General features: G+C 54.8%; 19 protein-coding genes. 13 read left to right on the forward strand and 6 right to left on the reverse strand.

Annotated elements, in window-relative coordinates; all coding sequences use genetic code 11:
• Window positions 1-35: 35 nt before the first annotated feature.
• Window positions 36-1226 (reverse strand): mannonate dehydratase, encoded by a 1191-nt coding sequence (gene uxuA / locus ACGS9J_RS04585; RefSeq protein WP_442229845.1) that lies wholly within the window; start codon window positions 1224-1226, stop codon window positions 36-38.
• Window positions 1227-1565: 339 nt separating this feature from the next.
• Here uxuA and ACGS9J_RS04590 point away from each other — a divergent pair, with 339 nt between their 5' ends.
• Window positions 1566-3047, forward strand: coding sequence for a mannitol dehydrogenase family protein (locus ACGS9J_RS04590; protein ID WP_442229846.1), 1482 nt, complete (start codon window positions 1566-1568; stop codon window positions 3045-3047).
• 63 nt (window positions 3048-3110) lie between these two features.
• Here the strand turns inward: ACGS9J_RS04590 and ACGS9J_RS04595 are convergent, their stop codons facing one another.
• The gene (locus ACGS9J_RS04595) at window positions 3111-3419 is read right to left on the reverse strand and encodes a type 1 fimbrial protein (RefSeq protein WP_442229847.1); all 309 of its coding nucleotides are present in this window, start codon (window positions 3417-3419) and stop codon (window positions 3111-3113) included.
• Between the two features lie 318 nt (window positions 3420-3737).
• Here ACGS9J_RS04595 and ACGS9J_RS04600 point away from each other — a divergent pair, with 318 nt between their 5' ends.
• The 8 genes from ACGS9J_RS04600 to yejF all read left to right on the forward strand — a co-directional run bounded on the left by ACGS9J_RS04600 (window position 3738) and on the right by yejF (window position 14021).
• Window positions 3738-4712: a CobW family GTP-binding protein gene (locus tag ACGS9J_RS04600; protein ID WP_442229848.1), complete on the forward strand. Its 975-nt coding sequence runs from the start codon at window positions 3738-3740 to the stop codon at window positions 4710-4712.
• A gap of 52 nt (window positions 4713-4764) precedes the next feature.
• On the forward strand, window positions 4765-5469 hold the full coding sequence (locus ACGS9J_RS04605) for a phosphatase PAP2 family protein (RefSeq protein WP_442229849.1): 705 nt from the start codon (window positions 4765-4767) through the stop codon (window positions 5467-5469).
• A gap of 414 nt (window positions 5470-5883) precedes the next feature.
• Entirely contained in the window at window positions 5884-6459 is a 576-nt protein-coding gene (gene mepS, locus ACGS9J_RS04610) for a bifunctional murein DD-endopeptidase/murein LD-carboxypeptidase (protein WP_442229850.1), read from the forward strand.
• Window positions 6460-6815: 356 nt separating this feature from the next.
• A complete protein-coding gene (locus ACGS9J_RS04615; RefSeq protein WP_442229851.1) occupies window positions 6816-8402 on the forward strand; it encodes a cyclic di-GMP phosphodiesterase in 1587 nt (528 codons plus the stop codon).
• An 89-nt stretch (window positions 8403-8491) separates the two neighbouring features.
• Window positions 8492-10300 carry an extracellular solute-binding protein gene (locus ACGS9J_RS04620; protein ID WP_442229852.1) on the forward strand — a complete coding sequence of 603 codons (1809 nt, stop codon included), beginning with the start codon at window positions 8492-8494 and terminating at the stop codon, window positions 10298-10300.
• Between the two features lie 10 nt (window positions 10301-10310).
• Window positions 10311-11405, forward strand: a complete 1095-nt coding sequence (locus ACGS9J_RS04625; protein ID WP_442229853.1) for a microcin C ABC transporter permease YejB — start codon at window positions 10311-10313, stop codon at window positions 11403-11405.
• Window positions 11402-12427 (forward strand): ABC transporter permease, encoded by a 1026-nt coding sequence (locus ACGS9J_RS04630; protein WP_442229854.1) that lies wholly within the window; start codon window positions 11402-11404, stop codon window positions 12425-12427. Before ACGS9J_RS04625 ends, ACGS9J_RS04630 begins: the two co-directional genes overlap by 4 nt.
• 1 nt (window position 12428) lies before the next feature.
• Window positions 12429-14021: a microcin C ABC transporter ATP-binding protein YejF gene (gene yejF, locus ACGS9J_RS04635; protein ID WP_442229855.1), complete on the forward strand. Its 1593-nt coding sequence runs from the start codon at window positions 12429-12431 to the stop codon at window positions 14019-14021.
• A 9-nt stretch (window positions 14022-14030) separates the two neighbouring features.
• Here yejF and ACGS9J_RS04640 read toward each other — a convergent pair whose 3' ends face one another.
• The 3 genes from ACGS9J_RS04640 to rsuA all read right to left on the reverse strand — a co-directional run bounded on the left by ACGS9J_RS04640 (window position 14031) and on the right by rsuA (window position 16941).
• On the reverse strand, window positions 14031-14375 hold the full coding sequence (locus ACGS9J_RS04640; RefSeq protein ID WP_442229856.1) for a YejG family protein: 345 nt from the start codon (window positions 14373-14375) through the stop codon (window positions 14031-14033).
• Window positions 14376-14979: 604 nt separating this feature from the next.
• Window positions 14980-16188 (reverse strand): Bcr/CflA family multidrug efflux MFS transporter, encoded by a 1209-nt coding sequence (locus ACGS9J_RS04645; protein WP_442229857.1) that lies wholly within the window; start codon window positions 16186-16188, stop codon window positions 14980-14982.
• Window positions 16189-16227: 39 nt separating this feature from the next.
• Window positions 16228-16941 (reverse strand): 16S rRNA pseudouridine(516) synthase RsuA, encoded by a 714-nt coding sequence (gene rsuA / locus ACGS9J_RS04650; protein WP_442229858.1) that lies wholly within the window; start codon window positions 16939-16941, stop codon window positions 16228-16230.
• A gap of 309 nt (window positions 16942-17250) precedes the next feature.
• Here rsuA and ACGS9J_RS04655 point away from each other — a divergent pair, with 309 nt between their 5' ends.
• Together ACGS9J_RS04655 and rplY are read left to right on the forward strand one after the other, a co-directional pair.
• Complete coding sequence (locus ACGS9J_RS04655; protein WP_442229859.1) at window positions 17251-19008, forward strand: DEAD/DEAH box helicase; 1758 nt, start codon at window positions 17251-17253, stop codon at window positions 19006-19008.
• Between the two features lie 287 nt (window positions 19009-19295).
• Window positions 19296-19580 (forward strand): 50S ribosomal protein L25, encoded by a 285-nt coding sequence (rplY, locus tag ACGS9J_RS04660; RefSeq protein WP_012145970.1) that lies wholly within the window; start codon window positions 19296-19298, stop codon window positions 19578-19580.
• Window positions 19581-19664: 84 nt separating this feature from the next.
• On the opposite strand, the gene yejK is transcribed toward rplY, so the two are convergent.
• A complete protein-coding gene (gene yejK, locus ACGS9J_RS04665; RefSeq protein WP_442229860.1) occupies window positions 19665-20675 on the reverse strand; it encodes a nucleoid-associated protein YejK in 1011 nt (336 codons plus the stop codon).
• A 304-nt stretch (window positions 20676-20979) separates the two neighbouring features.
• On the opposite strand from yejK, the gene ACGS9J_RS04670 reads away from it, so the two are divergent.
• A complete protein-coding gene (locus tag ACGS9J_RS04670; RefSeq protein ID WP_006317912.1) occupies window positions 20980-21207 on the forward strand; it encodes a YejL family protein in 228 nt (75 codons plus the stop codon).
• 9 nt (window positions 21208-21216) lie between these two features.
• Window positions 21217-22998 carry an LPS biosynthesis-modulating metalloenzyme YejM gene (yejM, locus tag ACGS9J_RS04675; RefSeq protein WP_442229861.1) on the forward strand — a complete coding sequence of 594 codons (1782 nt, stop codon included), beginning with the start codon at window positions 21217-21219 and terminating at the stop codon, window positions 22996-22998.
• Window positions 22999-23061: the final 63 nt, after the last annotated feature.

Raw genomic sequence — 23061 nt, forward strand, 5'->3', positions numbered from 1 at the left:
ATATTCTGGGGCCTGTATGGCCCCTTTTTAATGGCTTAGGGCAAATCCGGGAAGAAGCGGCGTTTAAGTGCCAGCTCCACCCCGCGCAGTTCCGCCAGCCCTTTCAAACGACCAATCGCCGAGTAACCCGGGTTGGTTTTTTTCTTCAAATCATCCAGCATCTGATGCCCATGATCGGGCCGCATCGGGATCGGCCGGCGATCGCCCGCCTGATGACGCCGTTGCTCTTCGCTGAGGATCGCCTCAATCACCGCCACCATGTCCACATCGCCTTGCAGATGTGCGCCTTCATGGAAGCTTTTTGGGTTTTCTTCACGGCAAGTGGCACGCAGGTGGGTGAAATGGATGCGATCGCCGAAGGTTTCAATCATCCGCACCAGATCGTTATCCGCCCGCACGCCGTAAGAACCGGTGCACATAGTGAAGCCGTTATAGAGGCTGTCGACCGTCTGCTTGAACCACTGCATATCTTCAAGGGTGGAAACAATGCGCGGCAGCCCCAGGATTGGCCGTGGCGGATCGTCCGGATGCACCGCCAAACGCACGCCGACCTCCTCCGCTACCGGCACGATCGCGCGCAGGAACACCGCCATATTTTCACGCAGTTGCGCCTTGTCGATCCCATCGTACTCCGCCAGCCGGGCACGGAACTGATCGAGGGTGTAACCTTCCTCGGCCCCCGGTAGCCCAGCGATGATATTGCCGGTCAGCTTGGCAATCTCCGCCGGGTTCATCGCAGCGAAATACGCAGCGGCCTGCTCCTGCTCTTCCGGCGTGTAATCTTGCTCTGCGCCCGGACGTTGCAGGATATGCAGCTCAAAAGCCGCGAAGGCAATTTGATCGAAACGCAGCGCTTTCGACCCGTCGGGCAGCAAATACTCCAGATCGGTGCGCGTCCAGTCGAGGATCGGCATAAAGTTATAGCACACGGTGTCGATACCGCAGGCTGCCAGGTTTCGCAACGATTGCTGGTAGTTAGCGATATGCTGTGGGTAGTTACCGCTGTGGGTTTTGATCTCTTCATGCACCGGGATACTTTCCACCACCGACCACACCAACCCTTTCGCCGCCAATAACGCCTGACGAGCCTTGATCTCTTCGACCGGCCACACCTCGCCGTTCGGAATATGGTGCAATGCGGTGACGACGCCAGTGGCGCCAGCCTGACGCACATCGTCAAGAGAGACAGGATCGTTCGGCCCATACCAACGCCATGTTTGTTCCATTATTTATCCTTGTAAAAATCGCCCAGTATTACGGATAGTGACCAAGATCGCGTGGCCTCAACAATCTTGTTATACCAAATTAAGATAGATATCGGTTATCTTTCACCTTACTCTTTCGCTCACCTCTGTCAAAAGTGAAACCACGATTGGTTGATCCACTTCACGAATCTGGCTTATTTTAGCCGTATCAATGTTATTGGTGCGCTTACAGCCTTACACTGGCGGCAGATAATTCGTGCAAACAGAGGCAAAAACAGTGCCACATCCTGCGCGAAAAACTGGTCTGATAACTTTTCAAAGTTAGCCGCCAACACCTTTTACTCAGCTTTGGAGCTTTGCATGAAGACTATCGCCAACACGCCGCTTCCTGACGCCGTCCAGCAACCGCATTACGACCGCAGCGCATTACAAAGCCGTATGGTGCACATTGGGTTTGGTGCCTTTCACCGCGCCCACCAGGCGCTGCTGACCGATCGGGTGTTGAATCGCCAGGGGGGCGACTGGGGGATCTGCGAAATCAGCCTGTTTGGCGGTGATAATCTGTTCCGGACGCTGCGCCAGCAGGACCACCTTTACAGCGTGCTGGAGAAAGGTGCGGCAGGTAATCAGGCGATCGTGATCGGTGCGGTGCATGAAAGCGTACACCGTAAGCTGGAAGGGATCGGCGCGGTGCTGGAAAAGCTGGCGGAGCCGCAGGTGGCAATTGTCTCGATGACCATTACCGAAAAAGGCTACTGTATTGAGCCGGGCAGCGGAAAACTGGATCTTCAACATCAGGCGATCCGCGACGATCTGGCTACCCCCCACCAGCCCACCACCGTCCCGGGCATTCTGGTGGAGGCACTGCGCCTGCGTCGGGAACGTGGTCTGCCCGCTTTCACCCTGCTTTCTTGCGATAACATTCCGGAAAACGGCCATGTGCTGCACAATGCGATCGTCGGTTTGGCGCAGGCGCGCGACGCCGCTCTGGCCGATTGGATTGCCCGCGAAGTGAGTTTCCCCAGCACCATGGTTGACCGCATCGTTCCGGCCGCGACGCCGGAAACGCTGGATGAAGTGACCGAGGCACTCGGCGGTATTCGTGATGAATGCGCCATTGCCTGCGAACCCTTTATTCAATGGGTCGTTGAGGACAACTTTGTCGCCGGCCGCCCAGACTGGGAGTTGGCCGGTGCGCAGTTGGTTAACGACGTGCTGCCTTTTGAGCAGATGAAACTGCGCATGCTGAACGGCAGCCATTCCTTCCTGGCCTACCTTGGCTATCTGGGGGGCTATCAGTATATCAACGACTGTATGGGCGATGAGTCTTATCGCCGCGCCGCGCACCACCTGATGCTGGCCGAACAGGCCCCCACGCTCAGCGTCAGCGGTATCGATCTGTCTGCCTACGCCGCGCAACTGATTGAACGCTACAGCAACCCGGCGCTGCAACATCGAACCTGGCAAATCGCCATGGACGGGACGCAGAAGCTACCGCAGCGCATGCTGGACTCGGTGCGTTGGCATCTGCAGCATGGCGGCAGCTATGCCGGCCTGGCGCTGGGCGTGGCGGCCTGGATGCGCTATGTCGGCGGCGTGGATGACGCCGGCCAGCCCATCGAGATCCGCGATCCGCTGCTGACAACCCTGCAACAGACAGTGGCGGCAACGCCGGATGATGAACAACGGGTAAAAGCCCTGTTGGGCCTGAAGGCTATTTTTGGTGAGCCGTTGGCGGCCAACGAGGAATTTGTTACGGCGGTCACCCGTGCCTATCTGTCGCTGCGCGATCGCGGGGCGCGCCAAACGGTACAAGACTGGGTATCGACTCAACTGGCTTAGCAACTGAATCTGGCGTAAAGGGGAAATGGCGATGCCGGATATCATCCGGCATCGCCGAACGACTTAACGATAAACTATCGTCATTACTGCCAGTTTTTTCTGTTTATCCACCCACTTCATTTCAGTCGACCCTAAATTCAGGGGGAGCTCTTTGCGTGTAGCGTCAAATTTCGACAGGGTCTGTTGGCCTTGATAGTGCTGCCCATTGCGGTAACATTGCGTATTGGCCGTTGAATCGGTGATTTTCACCGTGCAGGGGCTTTCCACAATAGAGCCGACAAAACGAATAACCCCGCCAGTGGTACCTGCATGACTAGCTGCCGTCCATGAAAACAACATTCCTGCGATCAAAAATAACCGAAAGACATTCATGGCAACCTCATTTTTTGTTAAGCCAATTTAAACATAGAGGATTTTCTTAAGAATAATCGCAAGGTTAGGGGAATTTTTTGATGGGTAATCGGGCAATTAACAAAGAAAAAACAAAATACTAACAATTGGCATCCATGGCTAACTCATAGCTTTTGCTGAGAATTTTCCGATAAACTATCGTGAATTTGGCCGGTTAAATATCGCATTTGAACCTGTTAAATTTGTGACCTGACGCAGGCTAAGCATCTGTATACGGTCAGGCAAAGCAGATGCGCTTATTTATTGCGCCACCACCTTTATTAACATCAGGAATAATCAATGACCAAAACTAACCTGATCACCGGTTTCCTCGGCAGCGGTAAAACCACCACCATCCGCCATTTGCTGGCTAACAAGCCGGAACATGAACGTTGGGCGGTGCTGGTCAATGAGTTCGGTGAAATTGGCATCGACGGCGCGCTGCTGGCGGACAGCGGTGCGGTATTGAAGGAGATCCCGGGGGGCTGCATGTGTTGCGTCAACGGGCTGCCGATGCAGGTCGGACTGAACATGTTGCTGCAACAAAATAAGCCTGACCGCTTGCTGATCGAACCCACTGGGCTCGGCCACCCGAAACAAATCCTGTCATTGCTGACCCAGGACAGTTACGCCGGTTGGATCGATCTGCAGGCCACGCTGTGCCTGTTGGATGCGCGCCAACTCAGCGAGCCGCGTTACCGGGAGAACGAAAATTTCCGCGATCAATTGGCCGCGGCCGACATTATTCTGGCCAGTAAAAGCGATACTTATCAACCACAGGATCGGCTGGCCTTGCAGCAGTGGGCCGAGCTGGATACCCACCAGCGGCCGCTTTATCACATTGAACAGGGCCACGCGGATGTCGCCTGGCTCGATCTGCCTCGCACGAATCGTACAGAATTACCGGATGCGCAACATCATCATAGCCATGCCAAAACCCAGGGTCTGGCCGCATTGCGGCTGCCGGAAACCTCACGCTGGCGGCGAGCGCTCAACCAGGGACAAGGTTTTACCAGCTGCGGTTGGATTTTTGACGCCGACACGGTGTTCGATACCGTAGGTATCATGGAATGGATCCGGCTGGCGCCGGTCGAACGCGCCAAAGGCGTGGTACGCATTGCTGAAGGCACGCTCTTAATCAACCGACAGGGACAAGATCTCAATATTGAAACGCGCCCGGTAGCGCCGCTGGACAGCCGAATTGAACTGATCCACAGCGAGAATGTGAACTGGAATGAGCTGCAATCCAAACTGTTTAATATTCGTTTAAGTTGAGATCTTTACCGTTAATACCCTTTTACTTTCCAGACAGATTACAGGTTATGCCATGACTCGCCGCAATTTACCCCTCATCATTTTCTTCAATTTATTGGGCATTGTGTTGTTTTTGTCCTGGTTCCTGCCGGCGAATCACGGTTATTGGTTTACTCTGGATTCATCGATTTTCTTCTTTTTTAATCGTCATCTGGCAACCGACCCCGGTTTTCTGCATCTGGTGGCCATCACCAATAACCGCGCCTTTGACGTCATTTCACTGCTTGCCATGGGGCTGTTGTACCTGTGCTTTTATTTGCAGCAGGATGCCGTCGGCCGCCGCCGCTTGCTGATTACCGGCATTGTCATGCTGCTGACCGCCGTGGTGCTGAACCAGTTGGGGCATTTGTTGCCGGTCAAACACCCCAGCCCCTCGCTGAGCTTTGAGAACATCAATCGTGTCAGCGAACTGACCGGTATTCCGACCAAAGACGCCTCCAGCGACAGCTTCCCTGGCGATCACGGCATGATGCTGATGATTTTTTCCTGCTTTATGCTGCGCTATTTTAACCGTCGTGCATTCGCCGTCGCGTTGCTGATCACCCTGGTATTTTCATTGCCACGCGTGATGATTGGCGCCCACTGGTTTACCGATATCGCCGTTGGTTCACTGTCGGTGGTGTTGGTCGGGGCCAGTTGGTGCCTGATGACACCGCTTAGCGATGTGCTGATCCAGGGTTTAAACCGTATGCTGCCCGGTAAGCATCGCCCCGCTTAGTCATAACAAATCATTATGATCCCCAGGAGGCCACCGGCCTCCTGATTATTTCCCCGCCACATTCCGTTTATTTCCTCATCATCGCGTTAACGCTTTCGTCACCTGATTTCACGCAAAACCAACACAACGGACAATCAGCGTTTTTTATATGATGATTTACATTATGTTACATCACAAATTCATATAAAAAAGGGTAGAAAAAGGCTCGCAATCCCTAATTCGTTACGGTAATCTCAGATGCGTTTGTGCCTGGTTTAACTCGACTCAGCATCAAATCCACTAAAAATGTGCGTTCCAGCACGTTTTCGGAGGTAACTGATTGTCGTGAAAACAGCTGCAGACTAGTCTCGTTCCGTTTGGTATTTTTCAGGTAGCGACTGACGTCGTTAAGGACTTCAAGGGAAAACAATAACAATGGTCAAATCTCAACCGTTTATGAGATATTTTTTGCGGGTAGTACCTGCAATTGCCGCAGCGGTAATGCTCTCCGCCTGTAGCACGACTCACACTTCGAACTTGAATAACGCACAAACTGAGATGCGTGCAGTTAATGACAAAGACGGTCTTTTACTGCAAGCCTCTCAGGATGAATTCGAAGCAATGGTCCGTAACGTTGACGTTAAGTCAAAAATTATGGATCAGTATGCAGACTGGAAAGGCGTTCGCTACCGTTTAGGCGGTGAAACCAAGCGCGGCATCGATTGCTCGGCGTTTGTACAGCGTACTTTCCGTGAACAGTTTGGCATGGACTTACCGCGTTCGACCTATGAACAGGAAGACATGGGCAAGAAAATCTTGCGTACCAAACTGCGTCCTGGCGATCTGGTGCTGTTCCGCGCCGGCTCTACCGGACGCCATGTCGGCATCTATTTGGGTAACGATCAATTCGTTCATGCCTCTACCAGCAGCGGCGTGATGATTTCGAAACTGAGCGATAACTACTGGAATAAACGTTATCGCGAAGCCCGCCGGGTGCTTACCAGCAGCTGACGGCGCAATACCTGATTGTCCTGAATACCAAACGAGCGATAGAACGCTGCCTTCGGGCAGCGTTTTTTTTTGCGCCGCTGATCGCCGCCAGATAGAGTTCTAATTATCAACTCGCGGTATTCTTATCCCCTGCCCTATTATTTCGCGATATTATTTGCAGGAAACTACGCCGCCGATGAAAAACTCACCTATTATCGTCAAATGGGATAATGGCCGTCATAGCTGATTTAATCGATTATCAACCGTTTGATATTTGATAAACGATGAATAATGACTGCAATACCGCCGTTGGGATATATTAGGCAGTCACTCTATAACAAAAACAAATTGATACGCCGTGCTCAGGGGGCAGGTTTATGGGCTTGAAAAGGGCATTTGCACGCCACGTCTCTCACCGACGACGCAGCTTGGCTAAAAGCGCCGTTGTAGCCCTGGTATTTTTTATCCTGTTCGTGGCGATTACACTCTCTTTGATTGACCACCAGCGTACCCAATATCAACACCAGGTTGAACAACGCACGCAGAAATTCACCGTCGACACGCTTAATAACCTGACGAAAATCATGCAGCAGTTGATGCCGTTGATCGATCGCCCCTGCGCCACCAGCCAGCCGGATATTACCTATCAGGCGGCTTTCCATTCCGGCGTGCGCACCTTTCTGCTGGTAAAAAATGGCTTTGCCTATTGCTCTTCCGCCACCGGCGATATGATGTTGGCGCTGAAAAACATTTATCCGGAGATTGACCCTCATCAGCCGCTGGATCTCAAATTGCAGCAAGGTACCCCGCTGGTCCCGGGAAAACCGGCGGTAGCGGTTTGGTTACGCCAGCCCGGCAAGGAAGACACCGGCATACTGGCGACCCTGGATATCGCGCTGATGCCCTATCAGCTGTTTAGCTCAAATGTCGAACGGGCACCGGGCATTGCCATTATTCTGGGCGATCGCGCACTGACCAGCTTTAGCCCAAATCTGATGCCTGTGAACCAGTTGCCCAACGAGCGGGCCGATCGCATCACCATCACCAACACGCCGATGACCATCCTGTTTTATAACCAGAAACTGACGCCCAACGACATTCGTCTGACCCTGATGGGCAGCCTGGTGCTGTCGTTGATGATCGGCGTGCTGTGTTACTACATGCTGTTGCTGCGTCAAAGCCCGGAGCGCGCGCTGATGCGCGGCATCAAGCGCAATGAGTTCTTTATCGAATATCAGCCGGTGTTTCATACCCAAAGCGGCACTATTGGTGGGCTGGAGGCGTTGATCCGCTGGCAGCACCCGATTGAAGGTCGCATTCCGCCGGACCTGTTTATCCCCTACGCCGAAAGCGAAGGGTTGATTGTCCCGCTGACGCGCCACCTGTTCCGCCTGATTGCCGAGGATGCGCCAAAACTGGCGACGGCATTGCCACAGGGCGCCAAACTCGGCCTGAACATCTCCCCTTCCCATCTCAGCGCGCCGTCCTTCCACCACGATGTGTACGAACTGATTGCGCAATTGCCGGGAGACTACTTTACGCTGGTGTTTGAAATTACCGAACGTGGCATGGTGGAGGAAGGCAACGCGCTGGCGGAGTTCGACTGGTTGCATCAGCAAGGTATTGAAATCGCCATCGATGACTTCGGTACCGGGCACAGCGCGCTGATTTATCTGGAGCGCTTTAGCATGGATTATCTGAAAATCGATCGTGGTTTCGTTAACTCCATCGGCCGCGATACGGTCACCGCACCGGTTTTGGACGCGGTGATTTCGCTGGCCAAAAAACTGAAAATGCAAACCGTAGCGGAAGGCGTAGAAACGGCAGAGCAGGCGAACTTCCTGCAAGAGCAGGACGTTAATTTTATGCAGGGATACTATTACAGCAAACCGCTGAGCATCGATAACTTCGTGACCTTCTGCAATGCCCATAGGGTCATGGATCATCAGGCGCTAAAGGGCTGATCTTTTAACTTCTTTACCCTGCGGCACGGTAGCGAATGTTATGCTGGCCGCAGGCTTAATTGACTTTACAGCAGGAGCTTACCGTCAAGATGTCCGTGCGCGTTTTTGCTGCCCTGGTGCTATCAGCACTGAGTTTCGGCCTGCAGGCTGAAACCCTCAATGAAAGCTATGCTTTCGCCCAACTCGGTGAGCCAAAATACTCTACCGATTTTAGCCATTACGACTACGTCAACCCGGCGGCACCTAAGGGTGGCAACGTCCGGCTGGCGGCGATCGGCACCTACGATAATTTTAACCGCTATGCTTCACGCGGCGTGCCAGGCGAGCGTACCGACGCATTGTATGACTCCCTGTTTACCACCTCTGACGATGAAATAGGCAGCTACTACCCGCTGATTGCCGAATCTGCCCGCTTCCCGGCCGACATGCGTTGGGTGGAGCTGGATATTAACGCCCGCGCCCGTTTTCACGACGGCTCGCCCATCACCGCCGCCGACGTGGCCTTCACCTTTAGCAAATTTATGACCGAAGGCGTACCGCAGTTCCGTGTGCTGTACAAAGGCATCACGGTCAAGGCCATCTCACGGTTGACGGTGCGCATCGAATTCCCGCAGCCGGATAGAGACAAACTGCTCGGGCTGTTCAGCCTCCCTATTTTGCCGCAGAGCTTCTGGAAAGATCATAAACTGAATGAACCGCTGAGCACCCCGCCACTCAGCAGCGGGCCGTATAAGATCTCCAGCTACCGGCTCGGCCAATATATTACCTATCAACGGGTGCGTGATTACTGGGCGGCCAATCTGCCGGTCAACCGCGGTCGATTTAACTTCGACAGCATTCGCTACGACTACTACCTGGACGACAAAGTGGCGCTGGAAGCCTTCAAGGCCGGTGCCTATGACTTCCGCATTGAAGGCTCGCCGAAAAGCTGGGCCACTCAGTATCAGGGGGGCAATTTCGCCCGCAATTACATCATTAAGCAGGACGAAACCAACCAGTCGGCGCAAAATACCCGCTGGATGGCTTTCAACCTTCATCGCCCGATATTTGCCGACCGCCGAGTGCGTGAAGCTATTACGCTGGCGTTTGATTTCGACTGGATGAACAAGGCGCTGTATTACAACGCCTATCAACGCACCAACAGCTATTTCCAGAATACCCCTTACGCCGCCAGCGGCTACCCGGATGCAGCCGAGCTGGCGCTGCTGGCACCGCTAAAAGATAAGGTACCGGCAGAAGTGTTCACCAGTATCTACCAACCGCCGTCCTCTGATGGCAGCGGCAACGATCGCCAGAATCTGCTGAAAGCTACCCAGTTGCTGAAACAGGCCGGTTGGGAAGTGAAAAACCAGCAGTTGGTGAACAGCAAAACCGGCAAACCGTTCAGTTTCGAGCTGATGTTGCTGAGCGGCAGTAACTTCCAGTACGTCTTGCCGTTCCAGCACAACCTGAAACGACTCGGCATCGATATGCAGATCCGTGAGATCGATGTCACTCAGTACACCCGTCGCATGCGCGAACGCGATTTCGATATGATGGCGACGGTCTATATGGCCATGCCTTTCCCCAGTGCCGATTTGAAAATACTCTGGGATTCCGAATATATTAATTCCAGTTATAACCGGCCCGGTGTCGCCGATCCGGCCGTCGACAGTCTGGTCAGGCAGATCGCCGCGCACCAGGGCGACGAGAAAGCCCTGCTGCCGCTGGGCCGGGCGTTGGATCGGGTGCTGACCTGGAACAGGTACATGCTGCCAATGTGGTATTCCAACCACGACCGCTATGCTTACTGGGACAAGTTTTCCACGCCATCGATACGCCCGGCCTACGTGATAGGCTTCGATAACTGGTGGTTTGACGTCAACAAGGCGGCGCGTTTGCCGGCCCAACAACAATAAGGAGTCTGCGATGGCGGCCTATTTAATTCGCAGACTGTTGCTGATTATCCCCACCCTATGGGCAATCATCACCATTAACTTTTTCATCGTGCAAATCGCGCCCGGTGGCCCGGTCGATCAGGCCATTGCCACTATCGAAATGGGCCAAAGCAGCGGCTTTGGCGGCGGTGGCGCAGGCGAAGGTCTGGGACATGCGCGCATCGGCGTCGCCAGTGCGACGGATAGCCAGTACCGTGGTTCTCGCGGGCTGGATCCGGAAGTGATCGCCGAAATCACCCAACGCTATGGCTTCGACAAACCGCTGCACGAGCGCTATTTCACCATGCTGTGGAACTACATGCGCCTCGACTTCGGCGACAGCCTGTTCCGCGGGGCATCGGTGATGCAGCTGGTTGGCCACAGCCTGCCGGTCTCCATTACGCTGGGGCTGTGGAGCACGCTGATCATTTATCTGGTGTCGATCCCGCTGGGGATCCGCAAAGCCGTGCATAACGGCAGCGCCTTCGATACCTGGAGCAGCACCCTGATTATCGTCGGTTACGCCATTCCGGCCTTCCTGTTCGCCATTCTGATGATCGTGCTGTTCGCCGGCGGCAGCTACCTCGACTGGTTCCCGCTGCGCGGCCTGGTTTCCAGTAACTTCGATACCCTGCCGTGGTACAGCAAAATCACCGACTATCTGTGGCATATCACCCTGCCGGTGCTGGCGACGGTGATTGGCGGTTTCGCGACCCTGACCATGCTGACCAAAAATTCGTTCCTCGATGAGATCCGCAAACAATACGTGGTCACCGCGCGCGCCAAAGGGCTGGACGAGAACAAAATCCTTTATCGCCACGTGTTTCGCAATGCCATGCTGCTGGTGATCGCCGGCTTCCCGGCGACCTTTGTCAGCATGTTTTTCACCGGCTCCTTGCTGATCGAGGTGATGTTCTCGCTTAACGGCCTGGGCCTGTTGGGCTATGACGCCACGCTGCAGCGCGATTATCCGGTGATGTTCGGCACGCTGTATATTTTCACCCTGATTGGCCTGCTGTTGAATATCCTCAGCGACATCACCTATACCCTGGTCGATCCGCGCATTGATTTCGAGGCCCGCCAATGAGCCGCTTAAGCCCGATCAACCAGGCACGCTGGGCGCGTTTTCGCAGCAATCGCCGTGGCTATTGGTCGCTGTGGATCTTTCTGGTGCTGTTTGTCCTCAGCCTGGGGGCCAACCTGATCGCCAACGACAGGCCACTGCTGGTGCGTTACGAGGGCCGCCTGTACCTGCCCTTCATCATCGACTACAGCGAGACCACCTTCGGCGGCGAGCTGAATACCGCCACCGACTATCAGGATCCGTTCGTAAAAAAACAGATCGACAGCCACGGCTGGGCGATTTGGCCACCGATTCGTTTCAGTTACGACACCATCAACTTCGCTACCGAAGTGCCTTTTCCTTCCGCGCCTTCGCGCCACAATCTATTGGGCACCGACAGTAACGGCAGCGACGTGCTGGCCCGCGTGCTGTATGGCTTTCGTATTTCGATGCTGTTCGGTTTGGCGCTGACGTTATTCTCCAGCGTGATCGGCGTTTGCGTCGGTGCCATGCAGGGCTACTACGGCGGGCGTGTAGATCTGTGGGGACAGCGCTTTATCGAAGTGTGGTCAGGCATGCCGACGCTGTTTTTGATCATTCTGCTGTCGAGTATCGTACAACCCAATTTCTGGTGGTTGCTCGGCATCACCATTCTGTTCGGCTGGATGAGCCTGGTGGGCGTGGTGCGCGCCGAGTTCCTGCGCACTCGCAACTACGATTATATCCGCGCCGCACGTGCCATGGGGGTGCAGGACCGGGTCATTATGTACCGCCATATGCTGCCCAATGCGATGGTAGCGATGCTGACCTTTTTGCCGTTTATTCTGTGTGGCTCCATCACCACCCTGACCTCACTCGACTTCCTGGGCTTTGGCCTGCCTATCGGCTCTCCTTCGCTCGGTGAACTGCTGCTGCAGGGCAAGAACAACCTGCAGGCGCCATGGCTCGGCATCACCGCGTTCCTGGTATTGGCGGTGCTGTTGTCGTTACTCATCTTTATCGGCGAAGCGGTACGCGACGCCTTTGACCCCAGCAAGGCGCATTAATATGGCTAGCACACCTTTGCTTTCAATTCAGGATCTCAGCGTCGCTTTCCGCCACGGAGAGGTGTTGGATCCGGTGGTCAACGGCATTTCGCTGCAGATCGAAAAGGCCGAAACGCTGGCGCTGGTGGGGGAATCCGGTTCGGGAAAAAGCGTCACCGCCCTGTCGATATTGCGCCTGCTGCCTTCGCCACCGGTGGTCTACACCGGCGGCGATATCCAGTTCAACGGCAGTTCGTTACTGCATGCGCCGGAGGCTGAACTGCGCAAGGTGCGCGGCAATCAGATTTCGATGATATTTCAGGAGCCCATGGTGTCGCTCAATCCGTTGCACACCATTGAGAAACAGCTGGCGGAAGTGCTGGCACTGCATCGCGGCATGCGGCGTGACGTCGCGCGCGGCGAGATCATTCAGTGTCTGGATCGCGTCGGCATTCGCAACGCCAAGGGCCGATTGAAAGACTATCCGCATCAGCTTTCCGGCGGCGAGCGCCAGCGCGTGATGATCGCCATGGCGGTGTTAACCCAGCCCAAATTACTGATTGCCGATGAACCCACGACCGCGCTTGATGTGACCATTCAGGCGCAGATCCTGCTGTTGCTGAAAGAACTGAAGCAGGAAATGGGCATGGGACTGCTGTTTATCACCCACAACCTGAATATTGTGCGCCGCCTGGCGGACAACGTGGCGGTGATGCGTCAGGGCCAATGCGTTGAGCAGAACGACCGCATCCGCCTGTTTGACCAACCGCAGCATCCCTATACCCAACAATTGCTGGCGGCGGAAAATGTCGGTGATCCCCTGCCGCTGCCGGCAGATGCCGCCCCGCTGCTGAAGGTGGAAAACCTGCAGGTCAGTTTTCCGATCAAACGCGGTTTACTGCGCCGCACGGTCGGCCATCATTATGCGCTGAAAGATTTGAGTTTTGAGCTGAAGGCCGGGGAAAGCGTCGGGCTGGTCGGGGAATCCGGCTCGGGGAAAAGCACCACCGGGCTGGCGTTATTGCGTCTGCTGACAGCCAAAGGCGCGATGTGGTTTAACGGCCAGCCGCTGCACCAGTTCAGCATGAAACAAATGCTGCCGTACCGCAGCCAGATGCAGATTGTGTTCCAGGATCCTTACTCTGCGCTAAATCCGCGGCTGAACGTGCTGCAAATCATCGCCGAGGGGCTGGAAGTACACCAGAAACTGAGCGCCGAACAGCGAGAGCAGCGGGTCATCGAGGCCTTGCAAGAAGTGGGATTGGATCCCGCCCTGCGCCACCGTTACCCCACCGAGTTTTCCGGCGGGCAACGCCAACGTATCGCCATCGCCCGCGCGCTGATTTTACAGCCGCAATTGCTGATCCTCGATGAGCCGACCTCGTCACTGGACAAATCAGTGCAGGCGCAAATCCTGACCTTGCTGAAGTCGCTGCAACAGCGCTATCAGCTGGCCTATCTGTTTATCAGCCATGATTTACAGGTGGTGCGTTCGCTGTGCCATCAGGTGATTGTGTTGCGGCAGGGTGAAGTGGTTGAGCAAGGCGACTGTCAGACGATATTTAACTCGCCAGCCGCCGCTTATACGCAGCAGCTGTTACAACTGGCGGACTAGCGGCGGGGATCAGAAGGGATATTGTGCGCTCATCGGCTCGGCAATAGCGGCACCGACGTTTTTTAACCTGCAGAGGGTGGCGCTTTCGTCACAGCGCTGTACAAACAGGCAAGGTTCCCCTTCCCACTCTACAATGGCGCAGTCGACCTGAATCTCCTGCAAAGACAGATTAAGCTGCTGCATGACCTGCCAGGCGTCAGCCCCTTCATGGCTGAGCAGTTTCAGGCCAATCAGGTTGTTATCTTCGTCTATTCCGCTGAGCGGGAGCGGTTCGACCTTGACCCCGGTAAAACCTGATAGCCAACGATAACTTTGCGGCAAGCGGTGCACTACCGAAAGTTGGATACTTTCCACATGAAATCCCTAGTTTGAAAAATGAAACGCTTTTTACCTGACAGGGTAACTAAGTTATAGCCGTTGAGTCCCGACTCTGCCGCGCATGCATGTTATTTAAATGTAAATAATGTCACAAGCAGTTAACTTAACCCTGCGCTTGCTGATGTCTCGCCGTTTTTCAGACACTCTGTGGTGTCGTTTCACGGCATTTTGCGACTCAGCTCGCATTTTTGCGTTATATGTAACCCTTTCCCGCTGCAATCTCAACTCTTTTTTCTCTCAATACGGTTACTTTTCACTCTTTATAATTTTACATTGCGGAAACATTTCACTTCACCCCACCGACGGCGCCAATAGGATAACCCCTTGATTATCAATACCCCTAACACAAACCCACCGCGATTTTCCGACAAAACCCAGGCGCTAAATACCCGTTGCCATCCCCGGCAGACAAAGCACTTTATTTAACAAAACGCACACAGTCTGCGCGGCCAACGCTTCATTAGCGAGCTTATGCTTAGCACCTAAATGACTGTTGCCATTGGATTTCAAGGGAGGCAGAGCGGAAGGTTCAACCCACTCAGGCTCAAACACAAGGTTGAGCCTGAGTCAGGAAGGAAGACTACGAAGTACCCGGTGAGGCTTTGTGGCGTGGCCGGCTGGCGTAAAAATAGAACAATACCGCAACGATGCTGCACAGTGCCATCGAGGAGACCATTGGCCAGGCGCTTTTGCCGGGTGCCATCGCCAGTATCGCCCCCACCAATGCGCCAATGCTGAAACGCAACGTCCCGGCCAGGGAGGACGCGGTGCCCGCCATATGCGGGAAATCGTCCAGGATCACCGCCATGGCGTTGGATGAAATCATCGCGATACAGCCCAGATAGACCGCTACGCCAATCACCAGCGCCCAGAAGCCCAGACCGATGGCGCTCACCGCCAGCAACCACAGGCCCATCGCCAACTGAACAAACAGCCCTAAACGGAACATTTTGATCGCCCCCAGCCGGCGTACATTGCGGCTATTGACCAACGTCGTCAGGAACAGGAAAACAATGTTCAGCGCAAAATAGTAGCCAAAGTGCTGCGGGGAAACGTGATTCAGCTCGATGTAGACAAACGGGCCGGCGCTGAGAAACGAGAACATGCCGGCAAACGAGAAGGCGCTGGCCAGCATATAGCTCAGCACCCGCTTATGACGGAACAAGGACGCGAAGTTGCCCAGCGTGGTTCGCAGGTGAAATTTCTGTCGTCGCTCTTTCGGCAGCGTCTCCTTGATAAAGAACGCCACCAGCAACGAACCGATCAGCGCCGCCGCACCCATGGTCCAGAAAATCGCATGCCAACTGAACCACAACAGCAGCGCCCCGCCGATCATCGGCGCCAGCAAAGGTGCGATGGTCATCACCAGGATGACGAACGACATCATGCGCGAGAACTCATCCTTGGTGAACATATCGCGCATCAGGGCATTAATCACCACGCTGGCCGCCGCTGCCGACAGCCCGTGCAGGAAACGCAGGTTGATCAATTGGTCGATCGATTGCGCCATCGCGCAGGCACCACCGGCGATGGCGAAGATCAGCGTCCCCCACAGGATCACCGGCTTGCGGCCGATGCTGTCTGACATCGGCCCGTAGAACAGCTGCCCCAGCGCGAAGCCGAGCATATAGGCGCTGAGCGTCATTTGTACGCTGCCCGACTCGACGCCGAACTGTTTGGCAATCACCGGCATGCTGGGCAGATACATGTCGATAGCCAACGGCATCAACATGGAAAGCAGGCCCAGAATAAAAATCAAACCGAGGTGAGATGACCGGTTCTGTTGCACGTTCAACGACTCCTTCATCAGCCGTAGTGTAATAATGAATTAATCCTGCAGGTGCGGTGCGCCCACGCTGGCGATCTCTTCTTCGGTCAGCGGACGGTATTCGCCCTCCGCCAGATCCTCATCCATCACGATGGCGCCGATGCGTTCGCGGTGCAGCTCGATAACCCGGTTGCCGACCGCCGCGAACATGCGTTTCACCTGGTGATAACGCCCTTCGCTGATGGTCAGGCGCACCAGATTGTCTTCAATTTTTTCCAGTTGCGCAGGCCGGGTCAGGTCTTTTTCATTGTGCAACTGCACGCCTTCGGCAAAGCGCTGCGCGGTGTCTTCCGCCAGCGGATGTTCCAGCGTTACCAGATAGGTTTTCTCACAGTGATGTTTCGGCGAGGTGATGCGGTGCGACCATTGGCCGTCGTCGGTCATCAGCACCAAACCGGTGGTATCGATGTCCAGGCGACCGGCGGCGTGCAGCTTGTAGGCAACCGGCTCATCGAGGAAATACAGCACCGTCGGATGATCGGGATCGTCCGTAGAACACACGTAACCCTGTGGTTTATTGAGCATAAAGTAACGCGGGCCGTTCTGCCGTTGCAGCGGGTTGCCGTCAAACGCCACCTCCTGCTCCGGAGTCAGTTTCAGTGCTCCGCTCTTAACCACTTCACCGTCTACGGTGACGCGTTTGGCCCGAAGTTCACGCGCTACCAGCGCACGGCTAACACCTAACTGCTGAGATAAAAACTTGTCCAGTCGCATTGAATCTGCTTTGCCTGTCGTTGTTATGATCGCATTGATCGTATTGCTAAAATATGACACCCGCCGTTGCACCAGGTGCAACAGAGCAGGTTCGAAGAGGGGGGAACAGCGATTACTGTCACACGAGTATAGCGGCGGAAACGGCCCCCTGACAGAGGTAATTTCCATGCTTCTCGCACCGCGCGCGCTCAGAAGGCATAATAATAGAAATTTTTTAGCCGTCAGGGGAGTAAAATGTCACTGTTTTTGTGGGTGCAGATGTTACAAAACCTGTTCCCGACGGCCTTTCTCAACCCACGGCGTTAATTTATGGCCTTTACTCTGCGCCCCTACCAACTGGAAGCGGTCGAAGCCACCATTAAACATTTCCGTCAGCACCCGCAGCCAGCGCTGATCGTGCTGCCGACCGGTGCCGGTAAAAGTCTGGTGATCGCCGAACTGGCGAAACGCGCGCGTGGCCGGGTATTGGTGCTGGCCCACGTGAAAGAACTGGTGGCGCAAAACCACGCCAAATACCGTGCCTACGGGCTGGAGGCGGACATCTTTGCCGCCGGGCTGCAGCAAAAAGACAGCGCCGGTAATGTGGTGTTCGGCAGCGTTCAGTCGGTGGCACGTAACCTGCCGCTGTTCGACGGCGCGTTTTCTCTGCTGATTATCGACGAATGTCACCGCATCAGCGACGATGACGACAGTCAGTACCAACAGATTATTCAGCATCTGCAAAAAACCAATCCGCGGTTGCGGCTGCTGGGCCTGACCGCCACGCCCTACCGGCTGGGTAAAGGCTGGATTTACCAATATCACTACCACGGTTTTACCCGCGGAGAGGCCGGCAGCCTGTTCCGCGACTGCATTTATGAACTGCCGTTGCGCTACATGATCAAGAACGGCTATCTGGTGCCGCCGGAACGGTTGGACATGCCGATTGTGCAGTATGATTTCAGCCGTCTGGAGGCCAGAAGCAACGGCCTGTTCAGTGAGGTAGATCTGAACCGCGAGCTGAAACAACAAAACCGCATCACCCCGCATATCATCAGCCAGATCGTCGAATATGCCGAAACACGCAAGGGAGTGATGATTTTCGCCTCCACCGTTGAACACGCCCGAGAGATCCACGGCCTGTTGCCGTCAGGCGAAGCTGCGCTGGTCAGCGCCGAAACGCCCGCCGCCGAGCGCGATGCGTTGATCGAGGCGTTCAAACAACAGCAATTACGCTATCTGGTCAATGTCGCGGTGCTAACGACCGGCTTCGATGCACCGCATGTCGATCTGATCGCCATTCTGCGCCCGACCGAATCCGTTAGCCTGTATCAGCAAATCGTCGGCCGCGGGCTGCGGTTGGCCCCCGGCAAGGAAGATTGCCTGATCCTCGACTACGCCGGGAACCCTCACGACCTGTTCACGCCGGAGGTCGGGGTCAGCAAGCCGCATAGCGACAGCCAGCCGGTACAGGTGTTCTGCCCCGGCTGTGGTTTCGCCAACCTGTTCTGGGGCAAGTGCACCGAAAATGGCGATATCATCGAACATTACGGCCGCCGCTGTCAGGGCTGGCTGGAGGACGATGAAGGCCACCGCGAGCAGTGCGATTACCGTTTCCGCTTCAAAAGCTGCCCGCACTGCGGTGCGGAAAACGACATTGCCGCCCGCCGCTGTCACCAGTGTCAGGAAGTGCTGGTCGATCCCGATGATATGCTAAAGGCAGCGCTGAAACTGAAGGACGCTCTGGTATTACGCTGTGGCGGCATGGAACTGCAAAGCGGCCGCGATGAAAAAGGCGAATGGCTGAAGGCCACCTATTACGACGAAGACGGCACCAGCACCAGCGAACGTTTCCGTTTGCAAACGCCGGCACAGCGCAAAGCCTTCGAAATGCTGTTCCTGCGCCCACATCAGCGCGCACCAGGGGTCCCCTTCAGTTGGCAAACCGCCGCCGACGTATTGGCCCAGCAAGCGCTGCTGCGTCATCCGGATTTTGTTGTGGCACGCAAACGCGGGCAGTTCTGGCAGGTGCGGGAAAAAGTGTTCGATTATCAAGGACGCTTCCGCCGTGCCAACGATCTGTACTGATCTCCACACCCAGCAAATCGGGCAGGTTTCCATTGCCCTACGGGCGGCTTTCCGTTAAAATGCCGCCCGCTTTGCCTGGGTTCGCCCGGTGCTAAAGCAGGTTATACCCTATGAATTTCAAGTTACGGCCAGGCGCCCAGCTTACTCATCTCCTGGCGCTTACTTAGGTAAGTAACTGGAGTGAGTCAGTGCAGGTAACAACGCTGTGACTTGAAAGGCGACGGGTAAATCGAACTTGCTACTGGGTCGCCTGTAGCAGGGTAAATTTTCTTTTAAGAGAAAAAACAATGTTCACTATCAATGTAGAAGTACGTAAAGACCAGGGTAAGGGTGCGAGCCGCCGCCTGCGTATTGCCAACAAATTCCCAGCTATCGTTTACGGTGGCGAAGAAGCTCCAGTTTCCATCGAACTGGACCATGATTCTGTTAAGAACATGGAATCCAAACCAGAATTCTACAGCGAAGCAGTAACTCTGGTTATCGACGGTAAAGAAACCAAAGTTAAAGTTCAGGCTGTACAGCGTCACCCGTTCAAGCCGAAACTGGCTCACATCGACTTCCGTCGCGTTTAATCGCAACGAAATCGAACCTTTCGGGACGCCGAAGTAGAAAACGCCGCAATTGCGGCGTTTTTTATTGTCTGCGATCCGGCGAGATTACTTATTGCCACCGCTCAAACGACGTTGTAACTGATCGCGCAGGTTCGGAGGCGTGCCTTTAATGGTTAGCGTGTCGGTAGCCGCGTCCCAGAACACTCGTTCCCCCAACAGCATGGCGTCAAAGTTCATGCTGATGCCGCCGCCACTGCCGGCAAACTTGGTCAACTGACGCAGCGTGCCGCGATCGGCCGGGAAGCTGTCTTCCAGTTGATAGCCCTGCTCGCTGGAAAACTGCAGAAAATCTTTCTCGCCCACCGGCGCGATCTCTTTCGACAATTCCTGCAGTTCAATCTCTTCGCCGGCCTGCAGCTGTTCGTTGCAATAGCTGTACACCTGCTGACGCACCGACTGGCGCTCATTCTTGTCCAACTGTGCATCGGCACAGTAATCGTCAACCGCCTGCAACAAGCCCCGGTTCTGCGCCTTGGTGTCCAGCCCTTCGGCTGCCGCCAGGAAATCCATGAAGAAATCAGACACCTTACGGCCCACTCGCCCTCTCAGGAAGGTCAAATAACGGGTCGATTCCGGATTGGTTTCCCACTCGGTCAGATCGATGCGCGCCACGATATCAGCGTGGTTAATGTCCAGATAATGAGTGGTGTTGATATCCAGCTCTTCGTTAACGCGCGAACTGTTGCGGCTGTTGAGTACCGCAATCAGCAAATATTCCACCGCCAGGTAACGGTACTGACCAAACAGCACCACGCCACCTTCGGCGAACGGGTACTTGGCCAGTTCATCGCGCAGGCGACCGGTCGCCGCCCGGCTGAAAGCCAGAAAGTCTTTATCTTCCTTGCGGCAAGTACGCAGCGCATCCGCCAGTTCACTGCCTTCATTGAACAGGCCGTAAGCCTTGCTCTTGGCACTGTAGACACGATGCAACTCTTCCATCATCTCTTCCACTGCCGCATTGCTGGGCAGCAGAGAATCGCGCAACACCACGTCCAACGTTTGTTCGTCGCGTTTAACCAACTGATGCAGAGCGATCTGGTCAATATCCAGACTCATGGTAAATCCTCCTGTTCTTTTAGCGCGTATTCAAACACTGAAGGCCACCGCGCTGCAACTTTAAAGCAGTGCTTGCACCGTCATATATCAATAAATTTCTGCCCTCTATACAGGCGGTAAATACCAGGAATCACCCACGGATTTCAGCCCGCCCTCCGGAAGTCGCACTGGATCATTGATGGAAGCGGCAAGCTCCCCTCGCCATGCTAGGGTTTGAAAGACAAAGGGAATCGATAAAAGAGCAGAAAATCACTGTCCTATACGGTAAGATATGGGACTTTGTCAGGCTTTGAGCGCAATTTTTATGCCACAATCATCCCGTTACAGTGACGAACACGTCGAACAACTGCTCTCCGAGCTGGTTAATGTTCTGGAAAAACACCATACTCCCACCGATCTGTCTTTGATGGTGCTGGGCAACATGGTGACTAATTTGATCAATACCAGCGTGGCTCCCGCCCAGCGGAAGACGTTGGCCAGATCGTTTGCAGAGGCTCTGCAAGCTTCTATTCGTGAAGATAAAGCGCATTAATAATTACTTATGGTGACAAACCGTCAGCGTTATCGTGAAAAAGTCTCCCAGATGATCAGCTGGGGGCACTGGTTCGCCTTATTCAATATCCTGCTCGCTCTCGGGCTGGGCAGCCGCTACCTGTTTGTCACTGACTGGCCCTCCTCCCTGTTGGGCCGGGTTTATGCTCTGGTCAGTTTACTGGGGCATTTCAGCTTTATCGTTTTCGCCGGCTACCTGCTGATCATTTTCCCACTCACCTTTGTGGTGATGTCGCAGCGGCTGCTGCGATTTATTTCCGCCGCGCTGGCCACCACCGGCCTGACGCTGTTGCTGGTCGACAGCGAGGTCTTCACGCATTTCCACCTTCACCTTAACCCGGTGGTGTGGGAACTGGTGGTCAACCCGGATCAAAGTGAGCTGGCGCGCGACTGGCAGCTGATGTTTATCTGCGTGCCGGTTATCTTCCTGGTGGAGATGCTGTTTGGCACCTGGAGCTGGCAAAAGCTGCGCAGCCTGAACCGTCAACGTTTCGGCAAGCCGCTGGCCATGCTGTTCATCAGCGCCTTTTTTGCGTCGCACCTGATTTATATCTGGGCCGATGCCAATTTCTATCGCCCGATCACCATGCAACGGGCTAACTTGCCGCTGTCATACCCGATGACCGCGCGTAAATTCCTTGAAAAACACGGCCTGCTCGATTCGCAAGAGTATGAACGTCGGCTGGTACAGCAAGGGAATCCGGAAGCCGTTGCGGTGGAATATCCCCTCAGTGACCTCAGCTACAGCGACAAAGGCAGCGGCTATAACCTGCTGATGATCGTGGTGGACGGCGTACGCGAACAGGATATGAAGCAGGATATGCCTGCCCTTACCCGCTTCGCGCAGGAAAATGTTCGTTTCAGCGATCACTACAGCTCCGGCAATCATGCCGATACCGGTCTGTTTGGCCTGTTCTACGGCATTTCACCGACCTATCTGGACAGCATTCTTGCCGCGCGCAAACCTTCTGCTCTGGTCAGTGCGCTCAGCGCCCAGGGCTATCAATTTGGTTTGTTCTCGTCGGACGGCTTTAACGCCAGCCTGTATCGTCAGGCGCTGCTGACCGATTTCACGCTGCCGTCACCCACCCAGCAAAATGACGCGGTAACCACGCAGCAGTGGCAACGCTGGTTAGCCGATCAAAACAGCAACGCTCCGTGGTTCTCTTACATTAACTTCCGCGGCGGCGATACGGTGGCTAATGAAAAAACGCCGGCTCCGGCCGACTTTATTCAGCGTTACCGTGCCGGTGCACAAGATGTGGATGCACAGATTGCTCAGGTGCTCAGCACGCTGAAAGAACGTGGCGTACTGGATAAAACCGTGGTGGTGATTACCGCAGAACACGGCATTGAATTTAATGACACCGGGAAAGGCTACTGGGGCGCAGGCAGCAGTTTCAGCCAGCAACAGTTGCAGGTTCCGTTGGTTATCCACTGGCCGGGCACGCCGGCGCAGACCATCAATAAACTGACCGGTCATAACGACGTGATGCGCACGCTAATGCAGCGTTTGCTGCACGTGAAAACCGCCCCGAATGACTACTCGCAGGGCGAAGACCTGTTTACTGCCCAACGCAGAAACAACTGGGTTGCTACCGGCGACAATAGCCTGTTGGTCATCACCACCCCAACGCAAACCCTGGTGTTGGACAGCAGCGGCAATTACCGTGCGTACGATAAAAACGACAAAGAGATCAAAGACGAGAAGCCTCAGCTTGCCCTGTTGCTGCAGGTTCTGACCGATGTGAAGCGTTTCATTGCCAACTAATTGCTTAAAATACAAGCAGTCAGCTGAATTCACTCTTGCTTTGAAATCGGGAACGGGTAGTAT

Origin of the sequence: Serratia quinivorans (genome assembly GCF_052113645.1) — a bacterium.
Taxonomy (GTDB): domain Bacteria; phylum Pseudomonadota; class Gammaproteobacteria; order Enterobacterales; family Enterobacteriaceae; genus Serratia; species Serratia quinivorans_B.